The 26,518-nt window shown below is 65.5% G+C and carries 27 protein-coding genes; 18 read left to right on the top strand and 9 right to left on the bottom strand.

All coding sequences use genetic code 11. The features are described 5' to 3' along the window. Window positions 1–148: 148 nt before the first annotated feature. Entirely contained in the window at window positions 149–1,474 is a 1,326-nt protein-coding gene (locus LZK98_RS14030; RefSeq protein ID WP_233782991.1) for a Gfo/Idh/MocA family protein, read from the top strand. 201 nt (window positions 1,475–1,675) lie between these two features. Continuing rightward, entirely contained in the window at window positions 1,676–1,921 is a 246-nt protein-coding gene (locus tag LZK98_RS14025) for a DUF333 domain-containing protein (RefSeq protein ID WP_233782990.1), read from the top strand. A 41-nt stretch (window positions 1,922–1,962) separates the two neighbouring features. On the opposite strand, the gene LZK98_RS14020 is transcribed toward LZK98_RS14025, so the two are convergent. The 4 genes from LZK98_RS14020 to LZK98_RS14005 all read right to left on the bottom strand — a co-directional run bounded on the left by LZK98_RS14020 (window position 1,963) and on the right by LZK98_RS14005 (window position 5,592). After that, entirely contained in the window at window positions 1,963–2,547 is a 585-nt protein-coding gene (locus LZK98_RS14020) for a hypothetical protein (RefSeq protein ID WP_233782989.1), read from the bottom strand. Window positions 2,548–2,574: 27 nt separating this feature from the next. Then, the gene (locus LZK98_RS14015) at window positions 2,575–3,657 is read right to left on the bottom strand and encodes an MBL fold metallo-hydrolase (protein ID WP_233782988.1); all 1,083 of its coding nucleotides are present in this window, start codon (window positions 3,655–3,657) and stop codon (window positions 2,575–2,577) included. Between the two features lie 46 nt (window positions 3,658–3,703). Further along, on the bottom strand, window positions 3,704–4,687 hold the full coding sequence (locus tag LZK98_RS14010; protein WP_233782987.1) for a L,D-transpeptidase: 984 nt from the start codon (window positions 4,685–4,687) through the stop codon (window positions 3,704–3,706). 77 nt (window positions 4,688–4,764) lie between these two features. Then, entirely contained in the window at window positions 4,765–5,592 is an 828-nt protein-coding gene (locus tag LZK98_RS14005; protein WP_233782986.1) for a transporter substrate-binding domain-containing protein, read from the bottom strand. 248 nt (window positions 5,593–5,840) lie between these two features. Here LZK98_RS14005 and LZK98_RS14000 point away from each other — a divergent pair, with 248 nt between their 5' ends. From LZK98_RS14000 to LZK98_RS13985, 4 genes are read left to right on the top strand one after another with little or no spacing between them, the layout of a single operon-like run. After that, complete coding sequence (locus tag LZK98_RS14000; protein WP_233782985.1) at window positions 5,841–6,389, top strand: DUF3011 domain-containing protein; 549 nt, start codon at window positions 5,841–5,843, stop codon at window positions 6,387–6,389. 22 nt (window positions 6,390–6,411) lie between these two features. Further along, on the top strand, window positions 6,412–6,813 hold the full coding sequence (locus LZK98_RS13995; protein ID WP_233782984.1) for a lysozyme inhibitor LprI family protein: 402 nt from the start codon (window positions 6,412–6,414) through the stop codon (window positions 6,811–6,813). A gap of 49 nt (window positions 6,814–6,862) precedes the next feature. Further along, a complete protein-coding gene (locus LZK98_RS13990; RefSeq protein WP_233782983.1) occupies window positions 6,863–7,486 on the top strand; it encodes a trimeric intracellular cation channel family protein in 624 nt (207 codons plus the stop codon). A gap of 52 nt (window positions 7,487–7,538) precedes the next feature. Further along, the gene (locus LZK98_RS13985) at window positions 7,539–8,033 is read left to right on the top strand and encodes a hypothetical protein (RefSeq protein ID WP_233782982.1); all 495 of its coding nucleotides are present in this window, start codon (window positions 7,539–7,541) and stop codon (window positions 8,031–8,033) included. A gap of 74 nt (window positions 8,034–8,107) precedes the next feature. Here the strand turns inward: LZK98_RS13985 and LZK98_RS13980 are convergent, their stop codons facing one another. The 3 genes from LZK98_RS13980 to LZK98_RS13970 all read right to left on the bottom strand — a co-directional run bounded on the left by LZK98_RS13980 (window position 8,108) and on the right by LZK98_RS13970 (window position 9,842). Beyond that, a complete protein-coding gene (locus tag LZK98_RS13980) occupies window positions 8,108–8,383 on the bottom strand; it encodes a hypothetical protein (RefSeq protein ID WP_233782981.1) in 276 nt (91 codons plus the stop codon). Window positions 8,384–8,446: 63 nt separating this feature from the next. Beyond that, window positions 8,447–9,274 (bottom strand): outer membrane beta-barrel protein, encoded by an 828-nt coding sequence (locus tag LZK98_RS13975; RefSeq protein ID WP_233782980.1) that lies wholly within the window; start codon window positions 9,272–9,274, stop codon window positions 8,447–8,449. A gap of 202 nt (window positions 9,275–9,476) precedes the next feature. After that, window positions 9,477–9,842 carry a hypothetical protein gene (locus LZK98_RS13970; RefSeq protein ID WP_233782979.1) on the bottom strand — a complete coding sequence of 122 codons (366 nt, stop codon included), beginning with the start codon at window positions 9,840–9,842 and terminating at the stop codon, window positions 9,477–9,479. A 279-nt stretch (window positions 9,843–10,121) separates the two neighbouring features. Here LZK98_RS13970 and LZK98_RS13965 point away from each other — a divergent pair, with 279 nt between their 5' ends. The 11 genes from LZK98_RS13965 to LZK98_RS13915 all read left to right on the top strand — a co-directional run bounded on the left by LZK98_RS13965 (window position 10,122) and on the right by LZK98_RS13915 (window position 22,329). Next, window positions 10,122–10,325: an NAD(P)H-dependent oxidoreductase gene (locus LZK98_RS13965; protein ID WP_233782978.1), complete on the top strand. Its 204-nt coding sequence runs from the start codon at window positions 10,122–10,124 to the stop codon at window positions 10,323–10,325. Window positions 10,326–10,509: 184 nt separating this feature from the next. After that, on the top strand, window positions 10,510–11,235 hold the full coding sequence (locus LZK98_RS13960; protein WP_233786591.1) for a GntR family transcriptional regulator: 726 nt from the start codon (window positions 10,510–10,512) through the stop codon (window positions 11,233–11,235). 187 nt (window positions 11,236–11,422) lie between these two features. Then, window positions 11,423–12,754 (top strand): amidohydrolase family protein, encoded by a 1,332-nt coding sequence (locus tag LZK98_RS13955; protein ID WP_233782977.1) that lies wholly within the window; start codon window positions 11,423–11,425, stop codon window positions 12,752–12,754. Further along, a complete protein-coding gene (locus tag LZK98_RS13950) occupies window positions 12,751–14,073 on the top strand; it encodes an MFS transporter (protein WP_233782976.1) in 1,323 nt (440 codons plus the stop codon). The genes LZK98_RS13955 and LZK98_RS13950 overlap by 4 nt, the downstream gene beginning before the upstream one ends. Beyond that, a complete protein-coding gene (locus tag LZK98_RS13945) occupies window positions 14,070–14,813 on the top strand; it encodes a gluconate 2-dehydrogenase subunit 3 family protein (protein ID WP_233782975.1) in 744 nt (247 codons plus the stop codon). Before LZK98_RS13950 ends, LZK98_RS13945 begins: the two co-directional genes overlap by 4 nt. Next, window positions 14,813–16,585 carry a GMC family oxidoreductase gene (locus LZK98_RS13940; RefSeq protein ID WP_233782974.1) on the top strand — a complete coding sequence of 591 codons (1,773 nt, stop codon included), beginning with the start codon at window positions 14,813–14,815 and terminating at the stop codon, window positions 16,583–16,585. Before LZK98_RS13945 ends, LZK98_RS13940 begins: the two co-directional genes overlap by 1 nt. A gap of 39 nt (window positions 16,586–16,624) precedes the next feature. After that, window positions 16,625–17,023, top strand: coding sequence for a c-type cytochrome (locus tag LZK98_RS13935; protein WP_233782973.1), 399 nt, complete (start codon window positions 16,625–16,627; stop codon window positions 17,021–17,023). Next, window positions 17,020–18,255, top strand: a complete 1,236-nt coding sequence (locus LZK98_RS13930; RefSeq protein ID WP_233782972.1) for an iron-containing alcohol dehydrogenase — start codon at window positions 17,020–17,022, stop codon at window positions 18,253–18,255. Before LZK98_RS13935 ends, LZK98_RS13930 begins: the two co-directional genes overlap by 4 nt. A 20-nt stretch (window positions 18,256–18,275) precedes the next feature. After that, window positions 18,276–19,760, top strand: coding sequence for an NAD-dependent succinate-semialdehyde dehydrogenase (locus LZK98_RS13925; protein WP_233782971.1), 1,485 nt, complete (start codon window positions 18,276–18,278; stop codon window positions 19,758–19,760). A gap of 56 nt (window positions 19,761–19,816) precedes the next feature. After that, on the top strand, window positions 19,817–21,886 hold the full coding sequence (locus LZK98_RS13920; RefSeq protein ID WP_233782970.1) for an outer membrane protein assembly factor BamB family protein: 2,070 nt from the start codon (window positions 19,817–19,819) through the stop codon (window positions 21,884–21,886). Further along, window positions 21,886–22,329: a c-type cytochrome gene (locus LZK98_RS13915; protein ID WP_233782969.1), complete on the top strand. Its 444-nt coding sequence runs from the start codon at window positions 21,886–21,888 to the stop codon at window positions 22,327–22,329. The genes LZK98_RS13920 and LZK98_RS13915 overlap by 1 nt, the downstream gene beginning before the upstream one ends. Before the next feature lie 150 nt (window positions 22,330–22,479). Here the strand turns inward: LZK98_RS13915 and LZK98_RS13910 are convergent, their stop codons facing one another. After that, window positions 22,480–23,262, bottom strand: coding sequence for an enoyl-CoA hydratase (locus tag LZK98_RS13910; protein WP_233782968.1), 783 nt, complete (start codon window positions 23,260–23,262; stop codon window positions 22,480–22,482). Further along, entirely contained in the window at window positions 23,259–24,443 is a 1,185-nt protein-coding gene (locus LZK98_RS13905) for a CaiB/BaiF CoA transferase family protein (protein WP_233782967.1), read from the bottom strand. The genes LZK98_RS13910 and LZK98_RS13905 overlap by 4 nt, the downstream gene beginning before the upstream one ends. A 224-nt stretch (window positions 24,444–24,667) precedes the next feature. Here LZK98_RS13905 and LZK98_RS13900 point away from each other — a divergent pair, with 224 nt between their 5' ends. Further along, window positions 24,668–26,509 carry a pyrroloquinoline quinone-dependent dehydrogenase gene (locus LZK98_RS13900; RefSeq protein ID WP_233782966.1) on the top strand — a complete coding sequence of 614 codons (1,842 nt, stop codon included), beginning with the start codon at window positions 24,668–24,670 and terminating at the stop codon, window positions 26,507–26,509. The last annotated feature ends 9 nt before the right edge of the window (window positions 26,510–26,518 follow it).

The raw sequence follows: 26,518 nt of genomic DNA, 5'->3' as shown, positions 1-26,518 counted from the left end.
GGGAATGCGCTCCGTTCCAGCCGGCAACCTGTACGATCGGTGGACTGGAAAGCGGTTGTTCAATCTGTCCGATGACACGCACTTTGCGCCTTGCGAAGAGGTGTGTTCGCGCTACCAACGTCGAACGATAAATCAGGGGGAGGCCAATATGACCTCAGGTTTCGATCGCCGTACTCTGCTCGTCGGCGGCCTCGCTGCCTCGGCTACCCTGACTCCTCTCAGCGAGGCCTTCGCCCAGCGCCGCCGTCGCGTGTCCGCCAACGACAAGGTCCAGGTGGGCCTGATCGGCTGCAAGGGCATGGGCTGGGGGAACCTCATGGCGATGATGAAGGGGGCCGACGTCACCCCTGTCGCCCTCTGTGACGTGGACGCCACGGTCCTCACCGGTCGCGGTTCCGAGCTGCAGAAGGCCTCCGGCCGCACGCCGCGGCTTTACGACGACTATCGCCGCATGTTGGACGACAGGTCGGTGGATGCGGTGATCATCGCGACGCCGGACCACTGGCATGCGCTCCAGCTCATCGATGCCATGTCGGCGGGCAAGGACGCCTATTGCGAAAAGCCGCTCGGCAACTCGATCGCCGAATGCCGCGCCATGGTCGCCGCCAAGGCGCGCCACAACCGCGTCGTCCAGGTCGGCCAGTGGCAGCGCAGCAACCAGCATTGGGCCGACGCCATCGCCCATGTCCATTCCGGCGGGATCGGCCGGGTGCGCAAGGTCAAGGCCTGGGCCTATCAGGGCTGGATGAAGAACGTCGCTCCGCAGCCCGACCAGGCGCCGCCTCCAGGCGTCGACTATGACCGCTGGCTCGGCCCTGCGCGCCTGCGCCCCTTCAACCCCAATCGCTTCCATTTCAGCTGGCGCTGGTATTGGGATTATGCCGGCGGCCTGATGACCGACTGGGGCGTCCATCTGATGGACATCGCCCTGTTGGGCATGAAGGCCCAGGCGCCGAACTCCGTCAGCTCGCTGGGCGGCGCCTATGGCTATCCGGACTCGGCCATGGAGACACCGGACACCCAGACCGCCATCTTCGACTTCGGCAATTATTCGGTGGAATGGGAGCATGCGGTCGGCATCAGCCACGGCCCCTTCGGCGGCGGCGACCATGGCGTTGCCTTCGTGGGCGAGACCGGCACGCTGGTGGTGGACCGCGGCAAATGGTGGGTCTCGCCGGAGATGAGCGACGGCAAGCCGCTGACCCCCGAAATTCCTGTCACCAAGGCCTCGGACAACGGGCTCGACCGGCACACGGCGGACTTCATCGCCTGTGTGAAGGACCGCGCACGCACGCCTGCATGCCCCATCGAATCGGCGGCCAACACGGCCATCGTCTGTCAAATGGGCAACGTCGCCTGGCGCACCGGCCGCAAGGTCCATTGGGATGCCGCCGCGGGCCAGTTCAAGAACGACGCCGAAGCCAACGCCCTGATCACACCTAGCTATCGCGCACCTTACCGCCTGCCGGCGTAAGCGGTGTCCAGGTTGGGCGCGGACATGACCTCCAGGCTATGTGTCCGCCTTGATTGACCACGATGCCGAGAGCGGCCAGTCCGCTGACAAGGGCAATAACGCCCATTTCTGAATTGCGGGAGTTAAAGCGCTCGCTCAAAAGCCGACATTCGGTAATTCGGGCATGGAATGTAAGTTCGTCACGAGGACAAGGATGTCGCGATGAAAAAGACGCTTGCTAATGTCGCTCTCGCACTCGCGATTATTCCATCTGCCGCGATAGCGATCCCTAATCCCGCGTCCGTCTTCTGCGGCAAGATGGGCGGCAGGACGGTCATCGCCAAGCTGCCGTCGGGTGACGAGATAGGGCTATGCTATCTCCCCAAGGATAAGATCGTCGAGGAGTGGACGCTGTTCCGCATGCTCAAGGGCAAGAAGCCGCCCAACCACGCGAACCCGTTTCGCTGATCCCGCTCAGATTGCATTGGCCGTCGTCGACTTGGAGTACGTCAAGTCGCGAGAACGGTGAAATATTCGAAGATGAAATAGGCGATCTGATAAGCCAATGCCGCGGCCGCCAGGGCGATCTGGGTCTGCCGACTCTCGGACGATATGCCGATGGCCGCGATCCCCAGCATCAACACCGCGTGAATGGGATATGCCGCTCCCAGCGCATGCCAGCGGCTGACGCCTTTGAGCACGGTGTCGACGAGGTCCATGACGGTGATCATCGCGATCAGCCCGAAGAACCAGGGGCGCCGGTGAAGCAGATAGCCTTCGTAACTGCGATATTCGTCGACATCGGACGGAAAGAGCAAGGCGGTCAGGACGAAATACAGCGACCCATAGACAATGATGAACAGATAGGATTCGAACGTCCAGCTCTTGACCTCGACCAACCGGAATTCCCACCACCAGAAGGTGACGATGGACAGCAGCGCCCACGTCACCCAGCCCATATGGATCCACGACCATTTGTAGCGGCGGGGATGCTCGACGATCGACGTGATGCCGGTCAGCAGCTTGGTGATCGCCAGCCCCAGCAGGATGCCGAGCACCACGCGGATGTGCATGTAGAGCTGGTCGATATCCATTGATGATCGCCTCGCTGCTATCGGCTGCTATGACGGAGCCAGGCGGGGAACGTCCCAGCTTTGTCCCGCTTCCAGCGTACGGAAGCGGCCGGGATCGAGCCTTTGCTTCATGAGCGTCTCGCGCAGCCGCGCCGGGGGGCCATCGATCGGCTCTTCGCCCAGCTCGAAAGTTCCCCAGTGGACCCCCAGCGCATAGGGCGCCCCGGTCTGCCGGAATGCGGTGACGGCGTGCTCCGGATCGATGTGATTGCCGGTCGGCGGCGAGGTCACATGGTAGGGGCCGATCGGTAGAATGGCCAAGCGGACGGGGCCGTAGCGGCGCGCCTCCGCCGCCCAGCGCATATCGCCTGCGCCCGTGTCGCCGGCATAATAGAGGTTGCCGCCGGGAAGAGTCACCGTGAACCCTGCCCAGAGCGCTCGATCGTGATCGTCGGTCCAATGCGCGCTCCAGTGATGCGCCCGGTTGAGGACGACGTCGATGCCGGGGCGCACCTCCACCCGCTCGCCCCAGTCGCGCGCGGTCGCCTCGATGCGGTGCTCGCGCAGCAGCGTGTCGTTGCCGAGGCCGGCCACGATCCGCGGATGGTCGCGGGCGACGATCGCCTTGAGCGCGCCGATGTCGAGATGGTCGTAATGATTGTGGCTGATCAGGATCAGGTCGATCCTGGGCAGGTCCTCCAGCCGGACTCCGGGGGCACGGACGCGCTTCGGACCGACGATCTGGACGGGCGAGTCGCGATGCGCCCAGACCGGATCGAGCAGGATGTTGAGCCCCTGCGTCTGGACCAGCGTGGTCGCATGACCGATCCAGGTGACCCGGAGAGCCTCGCCTTCGACGCGGGGTACCGGAACCGACGGGGTGACGGGAACGGATTTCGGCCAACCCTTATGGCCGCCGCCGAGGCCGATCGCCAGGAAGCGTTTGGCGCCATCGCGCTGCGCGCCGCCCGAGCCTTGCTCACCGTCGGGATTGAAGAATTTCTGGCCGTCGAAATGGTCGCTCGCAGGCCCGCTGTAGTAGATGCGCGACGCCGGCGTCTTCCCGCCATGGGAGCAGCTCGCGACGACAAGGGGCAGAAGGGCGAGCAACAACTGTCGAGAAGGCATCATGTTCGAACCTCCCTGCAACGGCGCGACATGGGGCGCGAACCTCCGGTCATTTGCTGGCGATCACTGTCATGGGGCCCGCGCGGCCCGTCGCCGAGAGCGAGAGGTCGGTGATGACGATGGTGGTTCCGGCCTCGATCGCCGGCAGCAGTTGCGCGAGAAATCCGTTCGGAACCGAAACCCGTCCGAGCGCGGCCGTGCCATCCGCGTCATCGGGTGCGGCGGACGGCAAGGTGACCTGGTGCCAGCGATAGCCGGCCTTGGCGAACTCATCCGGATCGGCCTTCTCGCCATTTCCCGCGACCAGCGTCAGCGCATGCGTGCCGAGGGGATCGGCACCGCTGAGCTCGACCCGCGCCCAGCCGATCTCGACGCCGTTGCGCATGACGACCAGGTGCCGATCCGCGCCGCTGATGATGATGCTGAGCGGGCCGGCGGGGGCTCGCTCGGGCGTCCACCCGGAGGTGGCGCCTTCCGCCGCGATCGCGCCGCTTCGTCCCCTGGGGTCGTAGGTGGCGAGCAGCGCGGATGCCGTCGGCGTGGCCGGCCGGACGGGCGTGTCGGTGATCACGACCGTCATGCCGGTGGTCGTGACGCCGAACAACTCCTTCGCGAAGGCGAGAGGGAGGTGGATGCAGCCGTGGGACGAGGGGTAGCCGGGCAGTCCGCCGGCATGCAGCGCCACGCCCGACCAGGTCAGGCGCTCGGTATAGGGCATGAGCGCCTTGTTGTAGATCGAGGAATGGTGGTTGGCGTCTTTCTGGAGGATCGTGAAGACGCCTGTCGGGGTCGTGAACCCGGGCCTTCCCGTCGAGACGTTCGTCGCGCCGATGCGAATGCCGTTGCGGTAGACCACCGCGAACTGCTCGGCGAGGTTGACCAGGATCACGACCGGCCCCTGCGGCGCCGCGTCGGGCTCCCAGACGAATTGGCCGGGCTTCAGGTCGAAGACGCGCACGCTCGCGGGCTCGGACGTCTTCGCTCCCTGCGCCCATGCCCCGACCGGCAACCAGAACGACAGCAGCAACAGCAACGCCGGTACGAACGGGTGCATCCACTATATTCCCGGAAAGAGAGCCTGAGCCTCGTACGCGGTCCGCGGGGCGCTACCTATCTGGCGGCCCGTTGCGGCTTCAAATCGCCCTCGGCGGTCCTCAGCCACTTGTGCCCGTCGAACCAATGGGTGCCCACATTGCCGATGAAGCCGTCGATCTGGCGCGCGGCGATCCAGTTGTTGGCGTAGGTGAGAAGGCGCATGTCGTCCGGGCGGAAAGCGAAGGCTTCGCCGGTCCGTTCGAGCGGACCGCCGATCAGGCGCAGCTTCGCATCGTAGAGCGATGCCGCCATGCGCGGGACCGGCGAGGTGGCGACCATCGCCTGCGCCTCGCCGTCGACCAGCGCCGCGAGCGCCGCGGCCGCCGTCGGGTAGGAAACGACGCTCGCCTTGGGATAGGCGTTCCGCGCCGCCGCCTCGTCGGTGGATTTCGCCAGGACGGCGATCCTGAACGACGGTTTCTCCAGCGCGGCGGCGGGATCGGTGCCGAGTGCCTTGCGATCGGCGACGGTTGCGATCTCCTGCATGCCCGTCGGCGTCGAGAAGGCGACGCTGCGCGCGCGTTCGGGCGTGATCGCGATCCCAGCCGCGATCATGTCGACCTCACCCCTGGCGAGGCGCGGGACGAGATCGGCGAACGGCATCTCCACGAACTGCGCCTTGACGCCGAGATCCTCGGCAAAGGCCTCCACCAGATCGATGTCGTGGCCGGCGAAGCCGCCATCCGGCTTCTTGATGACCCAGGGAGCGTTGGGTGCGACGCCGACCTTCAGGACTTTGGCCGCGATCACACGCTGGAGACTGTCGTCGGCAGCAGCGGCCGGAGACATCGGAGTTATCAGCGCGATCAGCAGCGCGAGCAACCAATGCGAATACGCACGCATAGTCCATCCCCCTGTTAGTCGAACTGTAACATTAGAAATGGGCTGTTGTCACAACATGCGCATAGTGCCACAGTTTCGCCGCAAGTCGAATCATTTCCAACGGCTTAGTTGGGAGAATTGCGATGAAGCCAACGAACAGGGGTATCGGTCTTGGCGTTCTCGGCCTGGTTCTGGCGAGCGGAAGTCCGGAACGTCTCTCAATCGCGCCGACGCCGGCAACGGCCGCGACGAAGCTGGTATGTTCCAGCGTGAACTATGACTATTCCTATTGCCCCGTCGACACGCGCAACGGCGTGAGGCTGCTCCAGACGCTATCGCGGTCGCCCTGCATCAGAGGGCAGACCTGGGGCACCGATCCTCGCGGAATCTGGGTCGATCGTGGCTGTTCGGCGCAATTCTCGGTCAGTTCGGGCGGCGGCGACGCCGGCTCCGTCGTCGGCGCGGCGATCATCGGCGGCATCGTCGGCGCGCTGCTCGGCGGCAGCTCGCACGGGAGCAGCGATTCCGATTATCACCACCACCATCATCATTATGATGATCCGTCCCCTCCGCCTTATGACCGCTACGGCAACGCCAATTACGACAGGAAGGGGCGCTACGTCGGTTGCCACGGCCTCGGCTGCATGGTCGACAATCCCGACGACCATTCGCAGGACATCGATCCCACGCCGCAGTTCGACAAGGACGGCAATCCCAATTTCGACACGCACGGGAATTATATCGGCGCCCATGGCTTGGGATCGTTGGTCGATAATCCCGATGCCCCCTCGTCCGACGGCAGCAACCCGAATCAATGACGCGCGGCAGGAGGGATGGCGTATGAAGATTTTCGTGACGGCAGCCGCGCTTGCGACCTGCGCCCTGCTTCTTCCCATGAACTCCGCGCGAGCGGATGATCTCTACGACAAATGCGTCAATGCGGCGAGCGACAACGCGTCCTGGAGCCAGTGCGGAAGTGACTATGTCAAGCGCGAGGACGCCAAGCTCAATGCGGCCTGGAAGCAGGTGTATGGCCGGACCAACGGACAGACCAAGACGGATCTGCTTGCCGAGCAACGTGCCTGGATCGCGTTCAGGGAAGCGGCGTGCAAATTCTATGCGAACGGCGATTTCGGGCGTGAGGGCCAGGTTCTGAGCTATCCCGCCTGTGTCGCGAGGGTGATCTCCGACCGCACCAATGCGCTGGTCGAGTTGGGGAAGGAATTCAGCCAGGGGCGGTAACCGGCCGCTCGACTATCTTCGCTTCAATCGGAACCCGGCATAGGCACCTATGACCAGCATATCCGGTACCGCGGCGATCGTCTGCGTTGCCGATCTCGCAGGAACCTTCGTCTTCGCGGTCGAGGGCGCGCTGATCGCGATCGGTGCGGGCTTCGATCCGGTGGGGATCGTCACGCTCGCCTTTGCGACCGCACTCGGCGGCGGCGTCATCCGCGATCTCCTGATCGGCATCCGCCCCGCCGCCGTCGCCGACTGGCGATACGGGATGATCGTGCTGGGTGCGGCGATCGCCACGATCGTCCTTCATCCGCTCGCCGGGACGCTGCCGACGTGGATCATGATCGTGCTCGATGCCGCGGGGCTGGGATTGTTCGCGGTTGCCGGCACAGAGAAGGCGCTCGACCACGGCGTGCACCCGCTGCCGGCGGCTTTCCTCGGCACCGTCGGCGGCGTGGGCGGCGGCGCGATACGGGATATTCTGCTCAACGCCGTGCCCCGGATCCTGCATGTGGACATCTATGCCAGCGCGGCGTTCCTCGCGGCCGTGATCGTCGTGCTGGGCAGGTCGGCCGGGGCGAATGCCCGCATCGTCGCGCTACTTGCGGGATCGGCCTGCTTCCTGCTCCGGGTCGTGGCCGTCGCGCTGGCGTGGCAACTGCCTCGTTTCACTTGACGGCAGGAAAGGAGCGGAGGTTGCTATGGCAACAGCGAAGGGAGCGTCGAAAATGCGGGCAACCGGGCCGATCGTCCTGCTCGCCGCGCTGCTGCTGGCCGGATTCAGCCAGAGTCCATCCATGTCCGCGGCCAGCGCGGCCGATCTCAAGGTCCGCGTGACGGTGTCGCGCGCGGCGCAGGCGAAGCTGAGCGCCGGTAGGGAACTGATCCTGGTGGACGCCTCCTTCTACGGGGATCCGGCGCCGGCGGCACGGCGGCATGCCGACGAGAGCGGTCGCGTGCCGTTGCTCAACCGGATCAGGACATTGCCGGCCACAGGCGGCATCGCCACGTTCCCGCTCGGCGAGATTCCTCGTGCAAGGAGGCGGTGGATAAGGGGACCGATCAAGGTCAACGTGAACGTCTATTCGGCGCGCAGGAGCAGTCCGGACAATATCCTGGCATGCGACTTCATGGACGGCCCGCTGCCCGCGCCTTCGCGCATGCCGGTTGAGCTGCGCTGCTCATTGATTGCCGAAGGGACGAAGACGCGCTTCGTCTCCTGACGAGGCAAGCCCGTTCCCCGGGCTTGCCTCGTCTGTCCGGATGACGGGCATGGCTAGCGCCTTGCCCGTGCGCATCATTTCGCCTTGCGATAGCCTTTGGCCTTCATGCATTTCTTGATGAGGCTGGCCTGCTCCATTCCGGCCACGACACCCGAGCTCACGCCACTGCTGACGGCCTCGGATGTGCTCTTCGGTCGATCGTTCGTTCCAATCGTGGCGGTGGCGGCCGCTGCCTCATATTTGCATTGGGCGAGGTCCTTCTCCATGTCGTTAAGGTCGTCACCGTCCTGGACCCATTTCGGCCGCTCCTGCGCCGGCAGGGCCGCGGCCCCGGCGATGATACCGAGCAAGCAGGCTGCCTTGAATGATTTAAGCAACATAGGTCATCTCCTCGCTGTTAAATCGCTTTCACTTCAGAAGCCTAGCTCCACGAACACGGCAGGACCGTGGAAGCGGTAGTTCACCTTGCCATCCCAGTCGTCCGCCTGCGCGCGCAACCCGTAATCGACATAGCGATAGCGCGCGCCGATACCCAGGTTGCGAACGACGCGCGCGGATATGCCGGCGGAAACGTCGAAGATATTGCCCTTATAGTCTCCTACTTTGATCTTGAACCAATTGGCGCCGGCGTTCAGCGAAAAGGTCCTGGAAAGATCGACATTGGCATAGAGCCCGAGATTGGGCATCGGCACGGTCTTGTCCTTCTGCTCGCGCTTGACCGCCACAAGCAGGCTATCGACGATCGCATCCCCTTCAATGAACATCTTGAATTTCGTTATGTGGGCGCCAATTCGCGCACCAAGCTCGAAATCTTTCGATTTTACAAAGGAGTATCCCAGCGCGGCGCGATAGATGTCGCTTCGGAAGGCGCTATCGACGACTCCGGTCGCTGGATAGGTGGTTTCCTCCCAACGAATATCCTGTTCGAGCGTCACTTCTGCAGCCCGCTTGAGAGAGAAATACCCTCCCTCGAGCCGAAGATGATTGGTGATCCGAACGCCGCCTTCCACGTTGACGACAGTCTTATGTTCCGGAAGATCGAGATCGGTTTCAAAGTCGAAATCAGTACCGTCGATCGGCGAACCGGGAATATCGGCGCGCGCATCGGAGTCGAAGGATGGACGAAAGGCACCAGCCTGAAGCCAGATCTTGTCATCTACACGTTGAGCGTGTGCAGCTGTGCCGGATGCGATATAGGCAACGGCCGAAAGGATGATGGAGTACAATCGGCGAAGACGCATGATCGATCCCCCTTTTTGCTATCCTTCAAATAACGAATGCTGTATTATTCCAGCTTTGTAGCAATGGTGAGCGATAGTTCCGCCGAATAGAACAAGTTATAATCTAATAATATAGACTAACGCCAACATTCAGTTTGCGGTCTTTGGTGATGGTCTGTCGATCTCTATAGTTATCGTTAGGATTGGAGGCTGGTGCCTAGCCTTAATCAGGCGCCATTTGGCAATTGGGGCCAACCCATTTTCCCGTCGATATGTCGAGCTCATTCTCCATCATACCGGCAGTGCATACCGGGTAACGATCATCGCCACGCCGAGCCATGCTGCGATCCCGATATCGACGGACAAGTGTCTCGTGATCGGGCGGCTGGCGCCGCTCCTGACTGAGCGAAAACTGCATCACGCAATTTGCAAAGGCATCGGTGCCTTCTCTAAAGCCGAAGTTTGCACACCGCTCCTTGTTTTTCGCGTCCATTTTCTCCGTATTGTCTTGAGCGGCACGCGCCTCGCTCGGTATCCACCCGAATGATCCAACGATTATAAAGGCCGATATAAAGGACACAGCACGCATCGGTGTTTCCTTTATCGAAGAGGATCTTGCCACCGTTACATGCCATGAAGGACTTCTTTTTGCAAGAAGATGTGTAGTTCGTACTCGTGCTTCAGGGACTTCAACGCGATTCGGTGCGTGCCCATTCAGGTCGACCTTCAACGACTTCGGTCGGAATTCGTCAGAACTGCTTTTCACCGATGCCGGCCGCTTGTTTATCCGACACGCTTCTTCGACGAGTTGGCATCGACCGCCTAGGTGCTCTCGCAAGCTGAGGCGGCCCAGCGACGGCAGCGCAAGGTGGCGGAATTCGACGGCTACATCTTGGTCACGGCCGAATACAACCGCGGCGTGCTGGCGGTGCTCAGGAATGCGCTCGACTATGCCTATCCCGGGCGGGATTATCTTGTAGATGCCGCCCTGGATCGACCGAAGCGCGGCAATAGGCGGCGGCGACCGGGGAGGGCGATAGCGGCGGTTCCGTTTGTTATCGCGACAGCGTGATCGGCGGCTTCCTGACATCTCGACGTAACCCGACTGCTCGGGTGCCGGTGATGTTCACCTTTCGCCGACGATTTGAGCGCTGGACAAGACATCTCCTCCCCTCATCGCCCAGGGTGCAATGCGTCATCGCCAACTAGGCGATAATATCCTATATTACTCGCATCCGAGCATATAAGTCGTGGCTATGTCCGATCTGCAGAACACGTCTCAAGTTTCCAATGCCATCGCTCCCACGGCGCGCGCCGCTTCTGCGCCGACGCTGGTGGAGCACGCCTATCAGCATCTTCTCTCGATGCTGATGTCGGTGAAGATCGCGCCGGGGGAGCGCATTCCGATCGACACGGTCGCGCGACAGCTGGGCATGTCGCAGACACCGATTCGCGAGGCGCTGAGTCAGCTGGAGGCGGAGAAGCTCGTCTACAAGACCACCAATGTCGGCTACCGCGCCAGTCCGCAGATGACGCCGGAGGAGGTGCACGACCTCTATACGCTTCGATTGCTGATCGAGCCCTATGCCGCCGCGCGCGCGGCCGAGCGCATGGACGATGAGGCGCTGTCGATCCTCCAGTCGATCCAGGCCGAGATGGACGCGGTGGTCGAGCGCGACGAGCAGGCCTATGCCCGGTTCGCCGAGGCGGATGCGCAACTCCATCGGCTGATCGCGAAGGGCAGCGGAAACCGGCTGATCGAGGAAACGATCGAGCGGCTGCACGCGCATCTCCAGATATTTCGATCGCTCTACCAGAACAGCGCGCAGCCCAACGCGCCCGACGTGGCGGCGCGGGAGCATCAGCGCATCATCGCCGCCCTGCTGGCGCATGATCCTGCCGCGGCCGAACAGTCGGTGCGCGACCATCTGACCTGTTCGCAGCAGCGGATGGACAGGGCGAACGGCACCTCCCGCGGCTGAGCGCACGGCCGGGCGAAGGCGGCGCAACAGGATCGACGGAGTTTCCGGAAAGCGGCTTGACGCGCCAACCGCAACCACCTACCACAACCGAAAACCAGATCATATAGGATATGAAATCGGTCTGGAGAGGATGGCTATGTGGTCTGCTAAGAAAGCCGGACTTTCGGTTCTCAGCCTGGCAGCGGCAATGTTCGCCGGACTTCCGGGGACGGCGGCCGCGCAAACGACGGTGCTGCGCGATTTCACGCTGATCGACGGGACCGGAAGTGCGCCGGCGGCGAACCAGGCAATCATTGTCACCGATGGCCGGATCACCTGGGTCGGGCCTTCCGCGAAGGTGAAGGTGCCTGCCGGGGCGGAGGTCGAAACGCTGAAGGGCAAGTATTTGATGCCCGGCCTGATCGACAGCCATGTTCATCTGGGGCTGGTCGACGGTATCACCCAGAACCTCAAGTACCAGACACCCGAGAATATCGAGAAGCAGCTCAGGACATACGCCGCCTACGGCGTCACCACCGTCCAGACACTCGGCACCGAGCAGGACCTGATCTTCCCGATCCAGCAGCTGCGCAAGAGGCGCACGACGATGGCGCGGGTCTATACCGTCGGGCAGGGCGTGGTCTTCAAGGGCAGCTATGGCGGGGTTCCCGGCCTCGAACAGTCGGTCGCCACGCCGGAAGAGGCGCGGGCGATGGTGGACGCGCAGGCGTCCAAGGGCGCCGACCTCATCAAGCTTTGGGTCGACGACGAGTTCGGCATGCTGGATGAGCGGATGCCGCCGCGGATCAGCAGCGCGGTGATCGACGAAGCGCACAAGGACGGAAAGAAGGCCGTCGCCCACATCTTCTATTATGACAATGCCGCCGAACTGACGCGTGAGGGCGTGGATGCCTTCGCCCATTCCGTGCGGGACCGCGCTGTCGACGATGCCCTGCTCGGTCAGATGAAGGCGAAGGGCGTCTGGCAGATGGCCGCGACGCTCAGCCGCGAGGCGTCTTTCACCTATAAGACGCTGCCTTTCCTCGACGACCCCTTCTTCACGCGCGGGGTGACGCCAGAGGTGCAGAAGGAGCTCGCAAGCCCGGAGCGGGCGGCAAAGCTGGGCGCGGCGCCGAACTTCCCCAAATATGCGCCGGCCCTCAAGACCGCGATGGAGAATTTCGGACGCGAGGTGAAGGCCGGCATCCGCTACGGCATGGGCACCGATAGCGGACCCACGGCGCGCTTCCCCGGCTATTTCGCGCATTGGGAGCTCGAGCTGATGGTCAAGGCGGGGGTGACGCCGCTGCAGGCGCTCACCGCGGCCACCGGCGCCAATGCGGAATTCATGGGCGCCAGCGACATCGGCTCGATCGCGCCGGGCAAATGGGCCGACCTGCTGGTGCTGGATCGTGATCCAACCGCGGACATCCGCAACACGCGCGCCATCGATGCCGTCTACATCGCCGGGACCAAGGTGCCGACGATCTGGCAGACCTGCACCGGCCGCGCCGCCGGTGCTTGCGGAGGGCGTCCGTGACGAGCGAGGCAGCGGTCGCGGAGCAGCGTGACACCGCGGCCGCCGCCGGTGCGGCGCGTCCCACGCGCGCGCGCCACGTCGTGCTCTGGCTGACGGTGCTGGCTTATCTCATCACCTATATGGACCGCGTCGTGATCGCGACGGCCGCGCCGGTGATCGAGCGCGAGTATGGCTTCTCGCCGGTGACGATGGGCTGGATCTTCGCGTCCTTCTCCATCGCCTATGCGCTGTTCCAGATTCCCGGCGGCTGGCTGGGCGACAGGTTCGGGCCGCGCCGTGCGCTGACCGGCGTGGTGCTCTGGTGGTCCACCTTCACCGCCGCCACGGCGCTGACCTGGTCGGCGGGATCGATGATGGTGTGCCGCTTCCTGTTCGGCATGGGCGAGGCGGGCGCGTTCCCGATCGCCACCAGGTCGCTGTCGCGCTGGATGCTGCCGTCGGAACGCGGCTGGGCGCAGGGGGTGACCCATGCCGGCGCGCGGCTGGGCGGGGCGGTGACACCGGTGTTCGTCGCGCTCCTCATCGTACAGTTCGGCTGGCGGATGCCGTTCCTGGTCTTTGCCCTCGTCGGCATTGCCTGGGCGCTCTTGTGGTTCTTCTACTATCGCGACACGCCGCGCGAGCATCCTTCCGTCAACGCCGCCGAGCTGGAGATGATCGAGGGCGCACTGGGGGCCGGCCGTGCTCGGGTCAGCGTGCCGTGGCGCCACCTGCTCGCCAATCCGCAGCTCTGGGTGCTGTCGGCGATGTACTTCTGCTACGCCTATTGCATCAACATCTTCCTGACCTGGTTTCCCAAGTACCTGCACGACGCGCGCGGGTTCGACATCGCGCTGATGGGGCTGTTCGCCAGCCTGCCGCTCATGGCCGGTGTGATCGGCGACCTCACGGGCGGCTGGGCATCCGACCTGCTGGTCAAGCGCGGCGCCGGACTGAAGATGGCCCGCCGGGCCGTGGCGATCGTCGGCTTCCTGACGGCGGCGGCGATGATCCCGCTGGCCGCGGCGATCGCCGATCCGGTGCCGAGCATCCTGTGCTTCTGCGTCGCGCTGTTCGGGTTGGAGCTGACCGTCGGCGTGTCCTGGGCGGTGACGCTCGACATCGGCGGCGAATATGCGGGCTCGGTGTCAGCGGTCATGAACACGCTCGGCAATACGGGCGCGGCGGTCGCCGCCGCGGTGACGGGCTATATTGTCAGCATGAGCGGCTGGTTCGCCGCCTTCGCAGTGCTGTCGATATTGTGCCTGATCGCGGCGCTGCTGTTCCTGCGCATCGACGCCTCGCGCAAGCTCCGCGATGGGCAGGAGGCGCTGGCATGAGCGGGAAGCCGACCGCGGACCGCCGCACGCTGCTGAAGCTGGCCGGCTTCGGCGTGGGCATGGCAGCGGCGCCCTTTGCCGAGGCGCAGGAGACGCACGCCGGGCATGACATGCCGGCGCAGGGCACCAGCGGAGCGCCGCCTGCAGGCGCGGCGCCGTCCCCGGGTTACATCTTCCTCAATCCCGATGAGGCCGCCTTCGTCGAAGCCTTCGTCGACACGCTGATCCCGCAGGACGAGTTCACTGCCAGGGGCACGGAGCTGGGCGTCGCGCTGTTCGTCGACCGGCAGCTCTACAGCGCCTGGGGCAATGGCGAGCGCATGTACCTGCAGGGGCCGTTCCGCGAGGGAACACCCGAGCAGGGATATCAGCTGCGCCTGACGCCCAACCAGCTCGTCCGCGCAGGCATCGCCGACGTGAACGACCATGTCCGCGCGACCCATGGCGGCAGCACTTTCGACATGCTGGAGGAGGCGGACCGGATCAAGCTGGTGTCGGCGCTCGAGCAGGCGGCGATCGACCTGCCAACCGTGCCGACGCGCAACTTCTTCAACACGCTGTTCCAGCTGGTGATGGACGGCTTCTTCGCCGACCCGATCTACGGCGGCAACCGGGGCAAGGCATCCTGGAAGCTGCTCGGCTACCCGGGCGTGGGCGAGATGTATGCCGACAAGATCGCCGAATGGCGTAATCGCCCCTACCGGGTCGCCGAGCCCCAATCGATCCAGGACCTGACGTGATGGCGACGAAGCTTCCGCCGGTGGACGTCGTGATCGTCGGTTCGGGCTGGACCGGTGGCATCGTCGCCAAGGAACTGGCGCCGACCGGCCTCAAGGTCGTGATGTTCGAGCGCGGCCGGCCGCAGGACACCTATCCGGATTTCGCGGGTCCCCAGGCGCACGACGCCCTCAAGTACACGCGCCGCCTGCACATGGTGCAGGACCTTTCGCAGGAGACCATCACCTTCCGCAACAGCATGGACCAGGTCGCGCTGCCGATCCGCGAGCACGGCTTCTACTGGCCCGGCACCAATGTCGGCGGCTCGGGCGCGCACTGGTCGGGGCTGACCTGGCGCTGGCTGGAGTGGGAGCACAAGATGCGCTCCGGCACCATCGCCAAATATGGGAAGGGCATCGTTCCGGAGGACATGAACCTCCAGGACTGGCCGGTCTCCTATGACGAGCTGGAGCCCTATTACGACAAGTTCGAGAAGGTGTGCGGCATCTCCGGCAAGGCCGGGAACATCAAGGGGCGGAAGGTGCCGGGCGGCAATCCGTTCGAGGCGCCGCGCCAGAACGAATATCCTACGCCGCCGATGACCGCGTCGCACATGATGACGCTGTTCGACAAGGCGACGAGCAACCTTGGCTATCATCCATTCCCGATCCCGACGGCGAACTGCTCGCAGGATTATGTGAACCCGGACGGCATCCCGCTCGGCCAATGCCATTATTGCGGACACTGCACCGCCTATGGTTGCGAGGCGAATGCGAAGGCGAGCCCGCATTTCCTGATGTTGCCGCTGGCGCGCAAGAACACGAATTTCGAGCTGCGCGCCAATGCGACGGTGGTGAAGGTCAACCTTGCCGCGGACGGCAAGCGGGCGACCGGTGTCACCTATGTCGATGCGCGCGGGCGCGAGCTGGAGCAGCCCGCCGACCTCGTGATCCTGGGCGCCTTCGTCACCGGCAACGTCCACCTCATGCTGCATTCCGGCATCGGCAGGCCCTATGATCCCAAGACGAATACCGGCGTCGTCGGCCGCAACTACGCGTTCCAGGGCGGGGGCGGAGCGTTCATCCTGCTGGACAAGGACGTGTTCACCAACCCCTTCATGGGATCGGGGGCGCTCGGCAGCTGGATCGACGATTTCAACGGCGACAATTACGACTTCGCCAAGGCAGGCTATATCGGCGGCGGCGGCATCAGCCTCGGCAACAACAGCGGCGATCCGCTGACCTACCATCCGACCATGCCTGGCCAGCCGCGCTGGGGCAGGGGATGGAAGAAGGCGATGGTCGACGCCTATCAGCACGTCTCGGCGATCGGCCACCAGGGTGCGGTGATGAGCTATCGCCAGAATTACTTCGATCTCGATCCGACCTATCGCGACGCCTTCGGCCGGCCGCTGCTGCGCCTGACCTTCGACTGGCAGGAGAACGAGCGCAAGCTGATGGCCGCGCACACCGCGGTCTGCGAACGGATCGCGGCGGAGATCACCGGGCGGAAGCAAGAGAGCGCCGGTACGCCGCGCAGCTTCGGCCGTTTCAACAGCGCCCGCTACCAGACCACCCACAATACGGGCGGCGTGGTGTTCGGCGACGATCCGAACACGAGCGCGCTCAACAAATATTGCCAGTCGTGGGACGTGCCGAACGTCTTCGTGCTCGGCGCCTGCGTGTTCCCGCAGAATGCCGGGCGCAATCCGACCGGGCCGGTCGGCGCGCTCGCCTTCTGGGCGGCCGATGCCATCACGAAGAAATATCTGAAGCGCCCAGGCGCCTTGGTGTGAACTGGGCGCGCGAGACGCGCTCGATAGGAGGTTGTGTACGTGAAGACCTGGATATTGGCTGTCGGCATGGGGGCCGTGATGGCCGGGGCGGCGATCGCGGCGCCGGCCCCGAAGGGGGATCCCGCTCGCGGGCAGCAGCTTTTCACGCGCTGCGCGGCTTGTCACAAGGTCGGCCCGAACCCGGCCCGGTCGATCGGTCCGGCACTGAACGGCGTGGTCGGGCGCGCGGCGGGCGGCGAGCCGGGCTACCGCTATTCGCCGGCGATGAAGGCATCCGGCATCAAGTGGGACGAAGCCAGCATCGACAGGCTGCTCCAGGGGCCGTCCAAGCTGGTGCCCGGCACGAAGATGATCTTCCCCGGCATGGCCGCGCCGCAGGATCGCGCGGACGTGATCGCCTATCTGAAACAATATGGCGCGGACGGTAGCAGGAAGTGAGCGAGCTCCCTCCCATCTTCGGCGCCCTTCGCCTGCCGCGCTCGATCCTGTTCGGGCGCGGGCAGCGCCATGCGCTCGGCTCCGCCGCCGGCAAGTGCGGTAGGCGTGCCCTGGTCTGTACCGATGCGCGGCAAGGTGCCCAGCCCGAATTCCACGCGATGGTCGCCGATCTGCGCGCCCATGGCCTGGAGGTCCATGTCTTCGACCGGACGATCCCGGATCTGCCGATCGCGTCGATCACGGCCTGCGTCGAGGAAGTGCGCCGCTTCGCGCCCGATCTGGTGATCGGCATCGGCGGCGGCAGTTCCATGGACATGGCCAAGGCGGTCGCCGTCCTGCTCACCCATGGGGGCGACATCCGCTCCTATTATGGCGAGTTCGCGGTGCCGGGCTCGGTCATGCCCCTGATCGCGATGCCGACGACGGCCGGTACCGGATCGGAGGTGACGCCGGTTGCGGTGGTATCCGACGAAGAGCGCGGCGCGAAGGTCGGCATCGCCAGCCCCTATCTCATCCCTCTGATCGCGATCTGCGACCCGGAGCTGACCGTCAGCTGCCCGCCGGCCCTGACCGCCTGTTCGGGGGCCGACGCGCTGACCCATGCAGTGGAGGCTTATACGACGCTGGCACGCCCCGCCGATCCCATGCTGACGGAGCAGCATGTGTTCGTCGGCAAGAACGTGCTCTCCGACCATTTCGCGCGGCTTGCCGTCGCCAAGATCTTCCTGTTCCTCGAACGGGCCTATCGCGACGGCAACGACATCGAGGCGCGGGAAGGGCTGATGCTGGCCGCGCTGGCGGCGGGCTGCGCCTTTGGCACGGCGGGTACGGCGGCGGCGCATGCGCTGCAATATCCGGTCGGCAACCTCACGCATACTGCGCACGGGGACGGGGTGGCGACGCTGCTGCCGTTCGTCATGCAGTTCAACCAGCCCTATTGCATCCGTAGCTTCGCCGAGCTGGCGCGGACGGCCGATCTGCCCGACGCGCCGGAGGAAGAGATGTCGCAGGCCTTCATCGACGCGGTCGCAGACCTGCTCGGCCGCGTCGGCATTCCCCGCTCGCTCGCCGCGCTGGGCCTGAAGGCCGATCAGCAAGAGTTCGTCGCGGAAAACGCGTTGAACGCGGCCCGGCTGGTCAAGAACAATCCCCGTCCCCTCGATCTCTCGGCGATGCAGAGCATCACCCGCGCGGCCTTCTCGGGCGAGCGGGCGGCGCTGAAATCCGCCTGATCCCCGGAACAAGAGCTCTCATGACGACCAACAGCTTCACCTGCACGACGACTGACGGTCATGCCGGCCCGTTCGCCGTCCCCACCGACCTGCTGATCGGCGATGCATGGATCCCTGCCGCCAGTGCGCGACGCATCGACATCCTCGATCCGGCGACCGAGACGGTGCTGACCTCGGTTGCGGATGCAAGCCCTGCGGAAGGTATCGCCGCGGTGGATGCCGCCGCTGCCGCCGCGCCGCAATGGGCGGCGACCGCGCCGCGCAAGCGCGCCGAGATCCTGCTCGCCTGCTTCCATGCGATGATGGCCGAGCAGGAATGGCTGGCGCAGCTGATCACGCTCGAGAACGGCAAGGCGCTGTCCGATGCGCGCGGCGAGGTGGCCTATGCCGCCGAATTCTTCCGCTGGTATGCGGAGGAGGCGGTGCGCATCAACGGCGAGCTGGCCGTGTCGCCGTCCGGCGCCAACCGCATCATGGTGCAGTATCAGCCGATCGGCATCGCGCTGCTCGTCACGCCATGGAACTTCCCCGCCGCGATGGCGACGCGCAAGATCGCTCCGGCGCTGGCTGCAGGATGCACCTGCATCCTCAAGCCGGCCGAGGAAACGCCGCTGACGGCGCTCGCCGTCGCGGAGATCATGCGCCGGGCGGGCGTGCCGGCCGGGGTCGTCAACGTCGTCAACACCAGTGATCCGGGGCCGCTCTGCAGCGGCATCCTGCACGATCCGCGCGTGCGCAAGCTGTCCTTCACCGGCTCCACCGAGGTCGGGCGCATCCTGCTGCACGAGGCGGCGGATCAGGTCATCAGCTCGTCGATGGAGCTGGGCGGCAACGCGCCTTTCCTGGTCCTCGACGACGCGGACCTCGATGAGGCGATCGAGGGCGCGATGGTTGCCAAGATGCGCAACGCCGGCGAGGCGTGCACGGCCGCCAACCGCTTCTACGTCCAGCGCGGCATTCATGACGCCTTCGTCGCGAAGCTGGTCGAGCGCATGGGCGCGATGACGATGGGCCCCGGCATCGAGGCCGCGACGCAGTGCGGGGCGATGATCAACCGGCAGGCGATCGAGAAGATCGAGCATCTGGTGGCGGACGCCGTCGGCCGCGGAGCCGAGGTGAAACTGGGCGGCAAGGCGCCGGCGGGCACGGGTTTCTTCTATCCGCCGTCCGTGATCGCGAATGTCCGGCCAGGTTCGGAAATCCTGACGACGGAGGTATTCGGCCCGGTGGCGGCGGTGATCCCGTTCGACGACCCGGAGGAGGCCGTGGCGCTCGCCAATGCCACCGAATATGGCCTCGCCGCCTATGTCTACACCGATGATCTGAAGCGCGGCCTGCAGATCGCCGAGCGCATCGAGGCCGGCATGGTGGCGATCAATCGCGGCCTCGTGTCCGATGCGGCCGCACCCTTCGGCGGCGTCAAGCAGAGCGGGCTCGGACGGGAGGGCGCGCATCACGGCCTGCTCGAATTTTGCGAGGCGAAATATATCGCGGTGAGCTGGTGACCCGCGAAGGTCCGTAGCGCCGCAGAGCGTGAGGTGAGGGAGGGGCCGGAAGCGCGATGTTCAGGATAACCCGACGCAACCTGCTGGGCGGAACGGCCGCCGTCGTCGCGACCATGGGGATCGGCCCGGTGCGGCGCGCGGCGGCGGAGGAGCCGTCCGGAGCGCCGGACACGGAATGGCGCCACTATGCGGCCGATCAGGCCAACACGCGTTATTCGCCGCTCGACCAGATCGATGCCGAGAACTTCGCCGATTTGCAGGTCGCGTGGAGCTTCAAGACCGACATTTTGGGCGCGCGCAAGGAGTATCAGTTCGAGCCGACGCCGTTGCTGATCAAGGGCCGCTTGTTCCTGACGGCGGGCTCGCGCCGCGATTGCGTCGCGATCGACGCGGCGACCGGCGAGCTGCTGTGGATGTACCGCAAGGACGAGGGCCAGCGCGCGCTCAACTCGCCGCGCCAGCTTTCGGGCCATGGCTGCTCCTATTGGACCGACGGCACGCAGGAACGCATCCTGTTCGTGACGATCGGCTACCAGCTCGTTTCGCTCGACGCCGCGACCGGCCTTCCCGATCCCGCCTTCGGCGTCGGCGGCGTGGTCGATCTCAAGAAGGATTTCGATCAGGAGATCGATCCGGAGACGGCCGATGTCGGCCTGCATGCGACGCCGCTGATCGCGCGCGACGTGGTCGTCGTCGGTGCGGCCCATGCGGCGGGCGACGTGCCGGCGGTCCGCAGGAACGTGAAGGGCTATGTGCGTGGGTTCGACGTGCGCACCGGCAAGCGCAAATGGATATTCCATACCATCCCGAAAAAGGGCGAGTACGGCTACGACAGCTGGCTGAACGGCGACGCCGACGAGGCCGGCAATGCCGGCGTATGGGCGGAGATGTCCGCCGACGAGGAGCTTGGCCTGGTCTATGTGCCGGTCGAGCTGCCCACCGGGGACGAGATGGGGCTGTTCCGCCGCGGCAACGCGCTGTTCGGGGAATCGCTCGTCGCGCTGGACCTGGAGACCGGCGAGCGACGCTGGCACTATCAGCTGGTCCACCACGGATTGTGGGACCGCGATATCCCGTGCGCGCCGATCCTGTGCGACATCCCCGTGAACGGCAGGACGGTGAAGGCGCTCGCCCAGCCCACCAAGCAATGTTTCCTCTATGTCCTCGACCGTACCAGCGGCAAGCCGATCTGGCCGATCGTCGAGCGGCCGGTCGAGGCGGGCGACGTGCCGGGCGAATGGTATGCCAGGACCCAGCCCTTCCCGACCAAGCCGCCCGCCTATGACGTGCAGGGGGTTACCGTCGACGACCTGATCGACTTCACCCCGGAGCTGCGCGCCCAGGCGGTCGAGCTGGTGAAGCAGTACAAGATCGGACCGCTCTACACGCCGCCGGTGGTGAGCAAGCCCGGCCGCTGGGGCACTATCTCCGTTCCGGGCATCCAGGGTGGGACCAACTGGCCGGGCGGCAGCTACGATCCGGAGAGCCACACCGTCTTCGTCTATTCCAAGACCCAGCCGTCGGTGATCGGGATCATCCCGAACGACGATCCGAGCGTCTCCGAATTTCCGCAGGTGCACGGCATTGCCGGCAGGGAGGTGCGGCCGCAGGTGGCGATGGGTGCGGAAGGAGCCACCCAGTTCCGGCGCCCGCCCGCGGCGAAGCCCGGCTCGGGTCCGCCGCCGGGCTTCCTGACCGTGCAGGGCCTGCCGCTGCTCAAGCCGCCCTACGGCCGCATCACCGCGATCGACCTCACCAAAGGCGACATCAAGTGGCAGATCGCGCATGGCGAGACGCCGGACAATGTCCGCGATCACCCTGCGCTCAAGGGGTTGAAGATCCCGCGCACCGGCCGCGCCGGCAACCTCGGGCCGCTGTGCACCAAGACGCTCGTGATCTGCGGCGAGGCGGGCTTCTACACCAACGAATATGGCATCAGGGGCGCGATGCTGCGGGCCTACGACAAGGCGACCGGCGAGGAGAAGGGCGCGGTCTACATGCCCGCGCCGCAGAGCGGCTCGCCGATGACTTATATGGTGAACGGACGCCAGTACATCGTCGTCGCCATCGGCGGCGGCAACTACAGCGCCGAGCTGGTGGCGTTCCGGCTTCCGGGAGTGGCGTGATGGACAGGCGGACGCAGGGATATTGGCTGGCAGGCGCCGCGCTGCTTCTCGGCGGCGCCATGGTGTCGCGTGCGCAGGCGCCCGAGCGCAACGTGTGGAGCGGCGTCTACACCGCCGAGCAGGCCGCGCGCGGCAAGGTCGCCTATGCGGAGAACTGCGCCGCCTGCCACGGCGACACGCTGGCCGGAATCGACGTGGCGCCGGCACTCGTCGGCCCGGGCTTCCTCAACAACTGGAACAACACCTCGGCCGGAGACCTGTTCGGCCGCATCCAGTCGACCATGCCGCTGAACGCGCCGGGCAGCCTTGGCGGCCGCAAGGTGGCGGATATCGAGGCATATATGTTCGAGGCGAACGGCTTTCCGCCGGGCACACTGCCGCTGCCGCCCAACGCGGCGCTGATGCCCAATGTCAGGATCACCGCGCAGAAGCCGGCGGAGTAGGATTCCCTAAAGCAAGATGAATTCAAGCGGAACCGTTGTCACCCTCACCCTTCCGCGGCTTCGCCGCTCCCTCCCTCTCCCGATGGGAGAGGGAAGGGGCCCGGCGCCGTAGGCGGTGGGAAGGGTGAGGGTGAGTGGGTCAACCCTGCTCTAACTCCCAGTCCAGTCCGGCACCTTCTTCGTGCGCGCCAGGAAATCCGCGACGCCCCGCCGGAAATCGGCGCTGCCATAGACCTCAGCGATCAGGTCCTCGACGTCGGGCAGGTTGCCGAAGGTGATGCGCCGGATCATCTCCTTGGTCGCGCGGGTGGTGAGCGGCGCATTCTCGGCCGCGCGCTCCGCCAGCGCCTCTGCTTCCGCATCCAGCATTTCGCGCTCGACGACCTTCAGCAGGAAACCACAGCCGAGCAGTTCCTCTGCAGTCAGCATCTCGCCCAGCAGCACCATGCGCTTGGCGCGCTGCACGCCGACGGCGCCGCCGATCCGTGCCACGCTGGCGGCGGACAGGCAATTGCCGATCGTGCGCCCGATCGGCGATCCGAAGTGCGCGTCCGGCGTGGCGACGCGGAAATCGCAGGCCGAGGAGATATTGAGGCCGCCGCCCACCGCCCATCCCTCCACGACGGCGATGGTCGTGCAGGGGATCGCGTCGACCGCACCCATGCAGTCGTCGATGTCGCGCTCATAGTCGACGCCCTGCTGGCCGGTCGCATAATCCGCGAACTTGGAGATGTCGGTGCCGGATATGAACGCCTTGCCGCCGACGCCGCGGAACACCGCGACCCGGATGCCGGGATCGGCCGCGATGTCACGCGCGGCATCGCGCAGGTCGTGCCACATCGCGCTCGTCAGCGCGTTGTGGGCGGCGGGATTGTCGAAGCGGATATGGGCCTGGTTGCCCCGCTTCTCGTAGATCAGGCGCGCGTCACTCATTTGGCACTTTCCCGCTGCGGCGTGAGCAGGCCCTTTTCCGCCAGTTCCTCGCGGATCGCCTCGCCATGCTCGTCGAGTAGCGGGGGAGGGAGGCGGACCTGTTGCGGCGTGCCGCGCATCTTCACAGGGAAGCCCAGGGCCTTGAAGTCGCCCTCCACCGGATGCGGCACCTGCATCACCATCTCGCGCGCGACCGCCTGCTCGCTCGTCACCGCCTCGCCATAGTCGAGGATCGGGGCAGCGGGAACGCCGGCCGCGAGCAATGCGTCGATCCATTCCTGCCGGGTACGGGTGAGGAAGGTCGGCGTCAGATCCTCGATCAGCGCGACGCGGTTGACGACGCGCGCGGCATTGCTCGAATAGCGCGGGTCGTCCTGGAGCTCGGGGCGGCCGAGCACCTGCAGGAAGGTGAGCCACAGCCCCTGGTTGGCCGCGCCGATGACGAACCAGCCGTCCGACGCCTGCACCGCCTGATAGGGGGCCGACATGCGGTTGGCGGAGCCGATGGGCGCGGGGGGCTTGCCGGTTCCCCACAGCTCGGTGGTCTCCCAGATCGACAGGCCGAGCGCGGCTTCCAGCAGGGAGGCATCGATATACTGGCCCTGTCCGCTTTTCTCCCGTCCGATGATGGCCGAAAGGATCGCATAGGCGGAGAACAGGCCGGCGCCCAGATCGGCGACGGCGATGCTGTTCTTCGCAGGCTCCATGCCGGGGAAGCCGTTGGAGCTGAGGATGCCTGACATCGCCTGCGCGATCAGGTCGAAGCCGGGGCGCTGCGCCCAGGGGCCCGTCTGGCCGAAGCCGGAGATGCTGGCGTAGACGAGGCGCGGATTGATCTTCGCCAGCGTGTCATAGTCGATGCCCAGTCGTGCCGCCACGCCGGGGCGCGCATTCTCGACCAGCACGTCGGCGCTCTTCACCAGCGCGTAGAATACCGCACGGTCGTCATCGTCCTTGAGATTGAGCGCGATGCTCCGCTTGTTGCGGTTGAGCGCGAGGAAGCCGGGACTGTCCTCCCCCTTCAGGCGGAAGCCCATCGAATGGCGGGTCGAATCCCCGGTTTGCGGCGGTTCGACCTTAATGACGTCGGCGCCCATGTCGCCCAGCAGCATGCAGCAGAACGGGCCGGCCATGACCTGCGAAACGTCGAGCACCCGAATGCCGGCGAGCGGCAGCGCCATATCCTTCTCCCTCACACGCCGCCAGACGGCGCCAATTTCCAGCCACGGATCATATTGTATATGATTTGAGGCTCTGCTAGCATCTCCATCGGAAAAGGACAACCGGGCTCGATGAAAGACCGGATCCTGCCTTCAGGAGAGGCATGTCGTTGAAAGCTCCATCCTCGTTCCGCCGGTCCCTTGCACTGGCGTCATTGATATCTCTCGCAACGGCCCTCGGGAGCGTGGCCATCGCGGCTCCGCCCAAGGACGGGGACTGGGCCAGCTATGGCCGCGATCCAGGCGGGGCACGCCACTCGCCGCTCAAGCAGATCACCACCGCGAACGTCGATAAGCTGCGTCAGGCGTGGGTGTATCACATGCGCCCGCCCGGCGTGACCGCCGACGTGGGACCGATGCCCGACGGTATGCGAGCCCGTTTCGCCACGGGGTTCTCCGCGTCCGAGGCGACGCCGTTGGTCGTCGACGGGGTCATGTATCTCTCCACACCCTATAATCGTGTCGTCGCGGTCGATGCCGCGACGGGGCGGGAGCGCTGGGCCTATACCCTCGCGAACAAGGATCAGCCCTCGACGCGCGGCGTCGCCTATTGGCCCGGAGCCAAGGGGAAGGGCGCCCGCATCTTCTTCGGCACGCGCTCCGGCAAGCTGATCGCGCTCGATGCGGCGACGGGGCATCCCGCCGCCGAGTTCGGCGAGGCCGGGATCGTCAACCTGAAGACGCCCGAGGTGATGAACGGCCTCAAGGTCGCGCCGCTCGGCATGAGCAGTCCGCCCGCGATCTACAAGGATCTGGTCATCACCGGCTCCCGCGTTCAGGAGATGCCGATCAAGGGCGCCGCCGGCGACGTGCGGGCGTGGGACGCGCGGACCGGCAGGCTGGTCTGGACCTTCCACACCATCCCGCGCGACGACGAGCCGGGTGCCGACACCTGGGAACCCGGCAGCACCAAGGGACGATCGGGCACCAATGTCTGGACGTTCGTCCAGGTCGACGAGAAGCGGGGCATCGCCTACCTGCCGATCGGTACGCCGACCTTCGACCGCTGGGGCGGCGATCGCAAGGGTGCCAATCTCTATTCCAACTCGGTGGTCGCAGTGGATGCCGCGACCGGCCGGTATCTCTGGCATTTCCAGACGGTCCACCACGATATCTGGGACTTCGACCTGCCGACGCTGACTCTCATCGACGTGCGGCGCGGCGGGCGGGTGATTCCGGCGCTGGTGGCGATGAACAAGACGGCGATCATGTTCGTCCTCGACCGCGTGACGGGCAAGCCGCTGTTCGACGTGCGCGAAATGCCCGTGCCGACGGAGACGGATGTCCCCGGCGAGCAGCCCTGGCCGACCCAGCCGATGCCGGTGGCGCCGCCGCCGCTGACGCGCCTGTCCTATGGTCCGGACGACATCCTCGACGTCACCCCGGAACTCAAGGCGAGGTGCGAGCAGGTCGCGAAGAATCTGAACATCGCGCCGAGCAAGCCCTTCCAGCCGCTGCGCGCGGACAGTGCGGTCAACACCTTCCCCGGCAGCCTGGGCGGCGTCGACTGGGGCGGCGGAGCGTTCGATCCGAAGCTCGGCCTCTACGTCATCAACCTCAACGAGCTCGGCAGCCCGCAGCAGCTGGAACGGCAGCCGGACGGAAGCTGGGGGATGAAGGGCGGCTACGCCTATTTCGCGGACATGGAAACCGGCTTCCCCTGCAGCAAGCCGCCGTGGGGAGAGCTGGTGGCGGTCGATGTCGCGAAAGGCACCGTCGCGTGGCGCCGGCCGTTGGGCGACACCGGTCATCCGGCGCTCAAGGACGCCGGGATCACCAGCGCCGGCGGCCCTTTCACGACGTCGGGCGGCCTCACCTTCATCGGTGCCACCAAGGACAAGCGCCTGCGCGCCTTCGAGACGAAGACGGGCAAGCTGCTGTGGACGGCCGAGCTGCCGGACTCGAATTACGGAACGCCGATGACCTACGCGGTCGGGAAACGGCAGATGGTCGCCGTCGTCGCGACCGGGGGTTTCGCCTTTTCACCGGCCACCAGCGACGCGGTGATCGCCTACGCCCTGCCTTGAGGACATGAC

Source organism: Sphingomonas cannabina, assembly GCF_021391395.1.
GTDB classification, from domain to species: Bacteria; Pseudomonadota; Alphaproteobacteria; order Sphingomonadales; family Sphingomonadaceae; genus Sphingomonas; species Sphingomonas cannabina.
Note: the sequence above shows the minus strand (reverse complement) of the source record. Positions and strands in the feature narration are given on the sequence as shown.

Coding starts and splice junctions, on each gene's coding strand:
- LZK98_RS14030 (WP_233782991.1), top strand. CDS start 149: ATGACCTCAGGTTTCGATCGCCGTACTCTGCTCGTCGGCGGCCTCGCT.
- LZK98_RS14025 (WP_233782990.1), top strand. CDS start 1,676: ATGAAAAAGACGCTTGCTAATGTCGCTCTCGCACTCGCGATTATTCCA.
- LZK98_RS14020 (WP_233782989.1), bottom strand. CDS start 2,547: ATGGATATCGACCAGCTCTACATGCACATCCGCGTGGTGCTCGGCATC.
- LZK98_RS14015 (WP_233782988.1), bottom strand. CDS start 3,657: ATGATGCCTTCTCGACAGTTGTTGCTCGCCCTTCTGCCCCTTGTCGTC.
- LZK98_RS14005 (WP_233782986.1), bottom strand. CDS start 5,592: ATGCGTGCGTATTCGCATTGGTTGCTCGCGCTGCTGATCGCGCTGATA.
- LZK98_RS13995 (WP_233782984.1), top strand. CDS start 6,412: ATGAAGATTTTCGTGACGGCAGCCGCGCTTGCGACCTGCGCCCTGCTT.
- LZK98_RS13990 (WP_233782983.1), top strand. CDS start 6,863: ATGACCAGCATATCCGGTACCGCGGCGATCGTCTGCGTTGCCGATCTC.
- LZK98_RS13985 (WP_233782982.1), top strand. CDS start 7,539: ATGCGGGCAACCGGGCCGATCGTCCTGCTCGCCGCGCTGCTGCTGGCC.
- LZK98_RS13975 (WP_233782980.1), bottom strand. CDS start 9,274: ATGCGTCTTCGCCGATTGTACTCCATCATCCTTTCGGCCGTTGCCTAT.
- LZK98_RS13970 (WP_233782979.1), bottom strand. CDS start 9,842: ATGCGTGCTGTGTCCTTTATATCGGCCTTTATAATCGTTGGATCATTC.
- LZK98_RS13960 (WP_233786591.1), top strand. CDS start 10,510: ATGTCCGATCTGCAGAACACGTCTCAAGTTTCCAATGCCATCGCTCCC.
- LZK98_RS13955 (WP_233782977.1), top strand. CDS start 11,423: ATGTTCGCCGGACTTCCGGGGACGGCGGCCGCGCAAACGACGGTGCTG.
- LZK98_RS13945 (WP_233782975.1), top strand. CDS start 14,070: ATGAGCGGGAAGCCGACCGCGGACCGCCGCACGCTGCTGAAGCTGGCC.
- LZK98_RS13940 (WP_233782974.1), top strand. CDS start 14,813: ATGGCGACGAAGCTTCCGCCGGTGGACGTCGTGATCGTCGGTTCGGGC.
- LZK98_RS13925 (WP_233782971.1), top strand. CDS start 18,276: ATGACGACCAACAGCTTCACCTGCACGACGACTGACGGTCATGCCGGC.
- LZK98_RS13920 (WP_233782970.1), top strand. CDS start 19,817: ATGTTCAGGATAACCCGACGCAACCTGCTGGGCGGAACGGCCGCCGTC.
- LZK98_RS13915 (WP_233782969.1), top strand. CDS start 21,886: ATGGACAGGCGGACGCAGGGATATTGGCTGGCAGGCGCCGCGCTGCTT.
- LZK98_RS13910 (WP_233782968.1), bottom strand. CDS start 23,262: ATGAGTGACGCGCGCCTGATCTACGAGAAGCGGGGCAACCAGGCCCAT.
- LZK98_RS13905 (WP_233782967.1), bottom strand. CDS start 24,443: ATGGCGCTGCCGCTCGCCGGCATTCGGGTGCTCGACGTTTCGCAGGTC.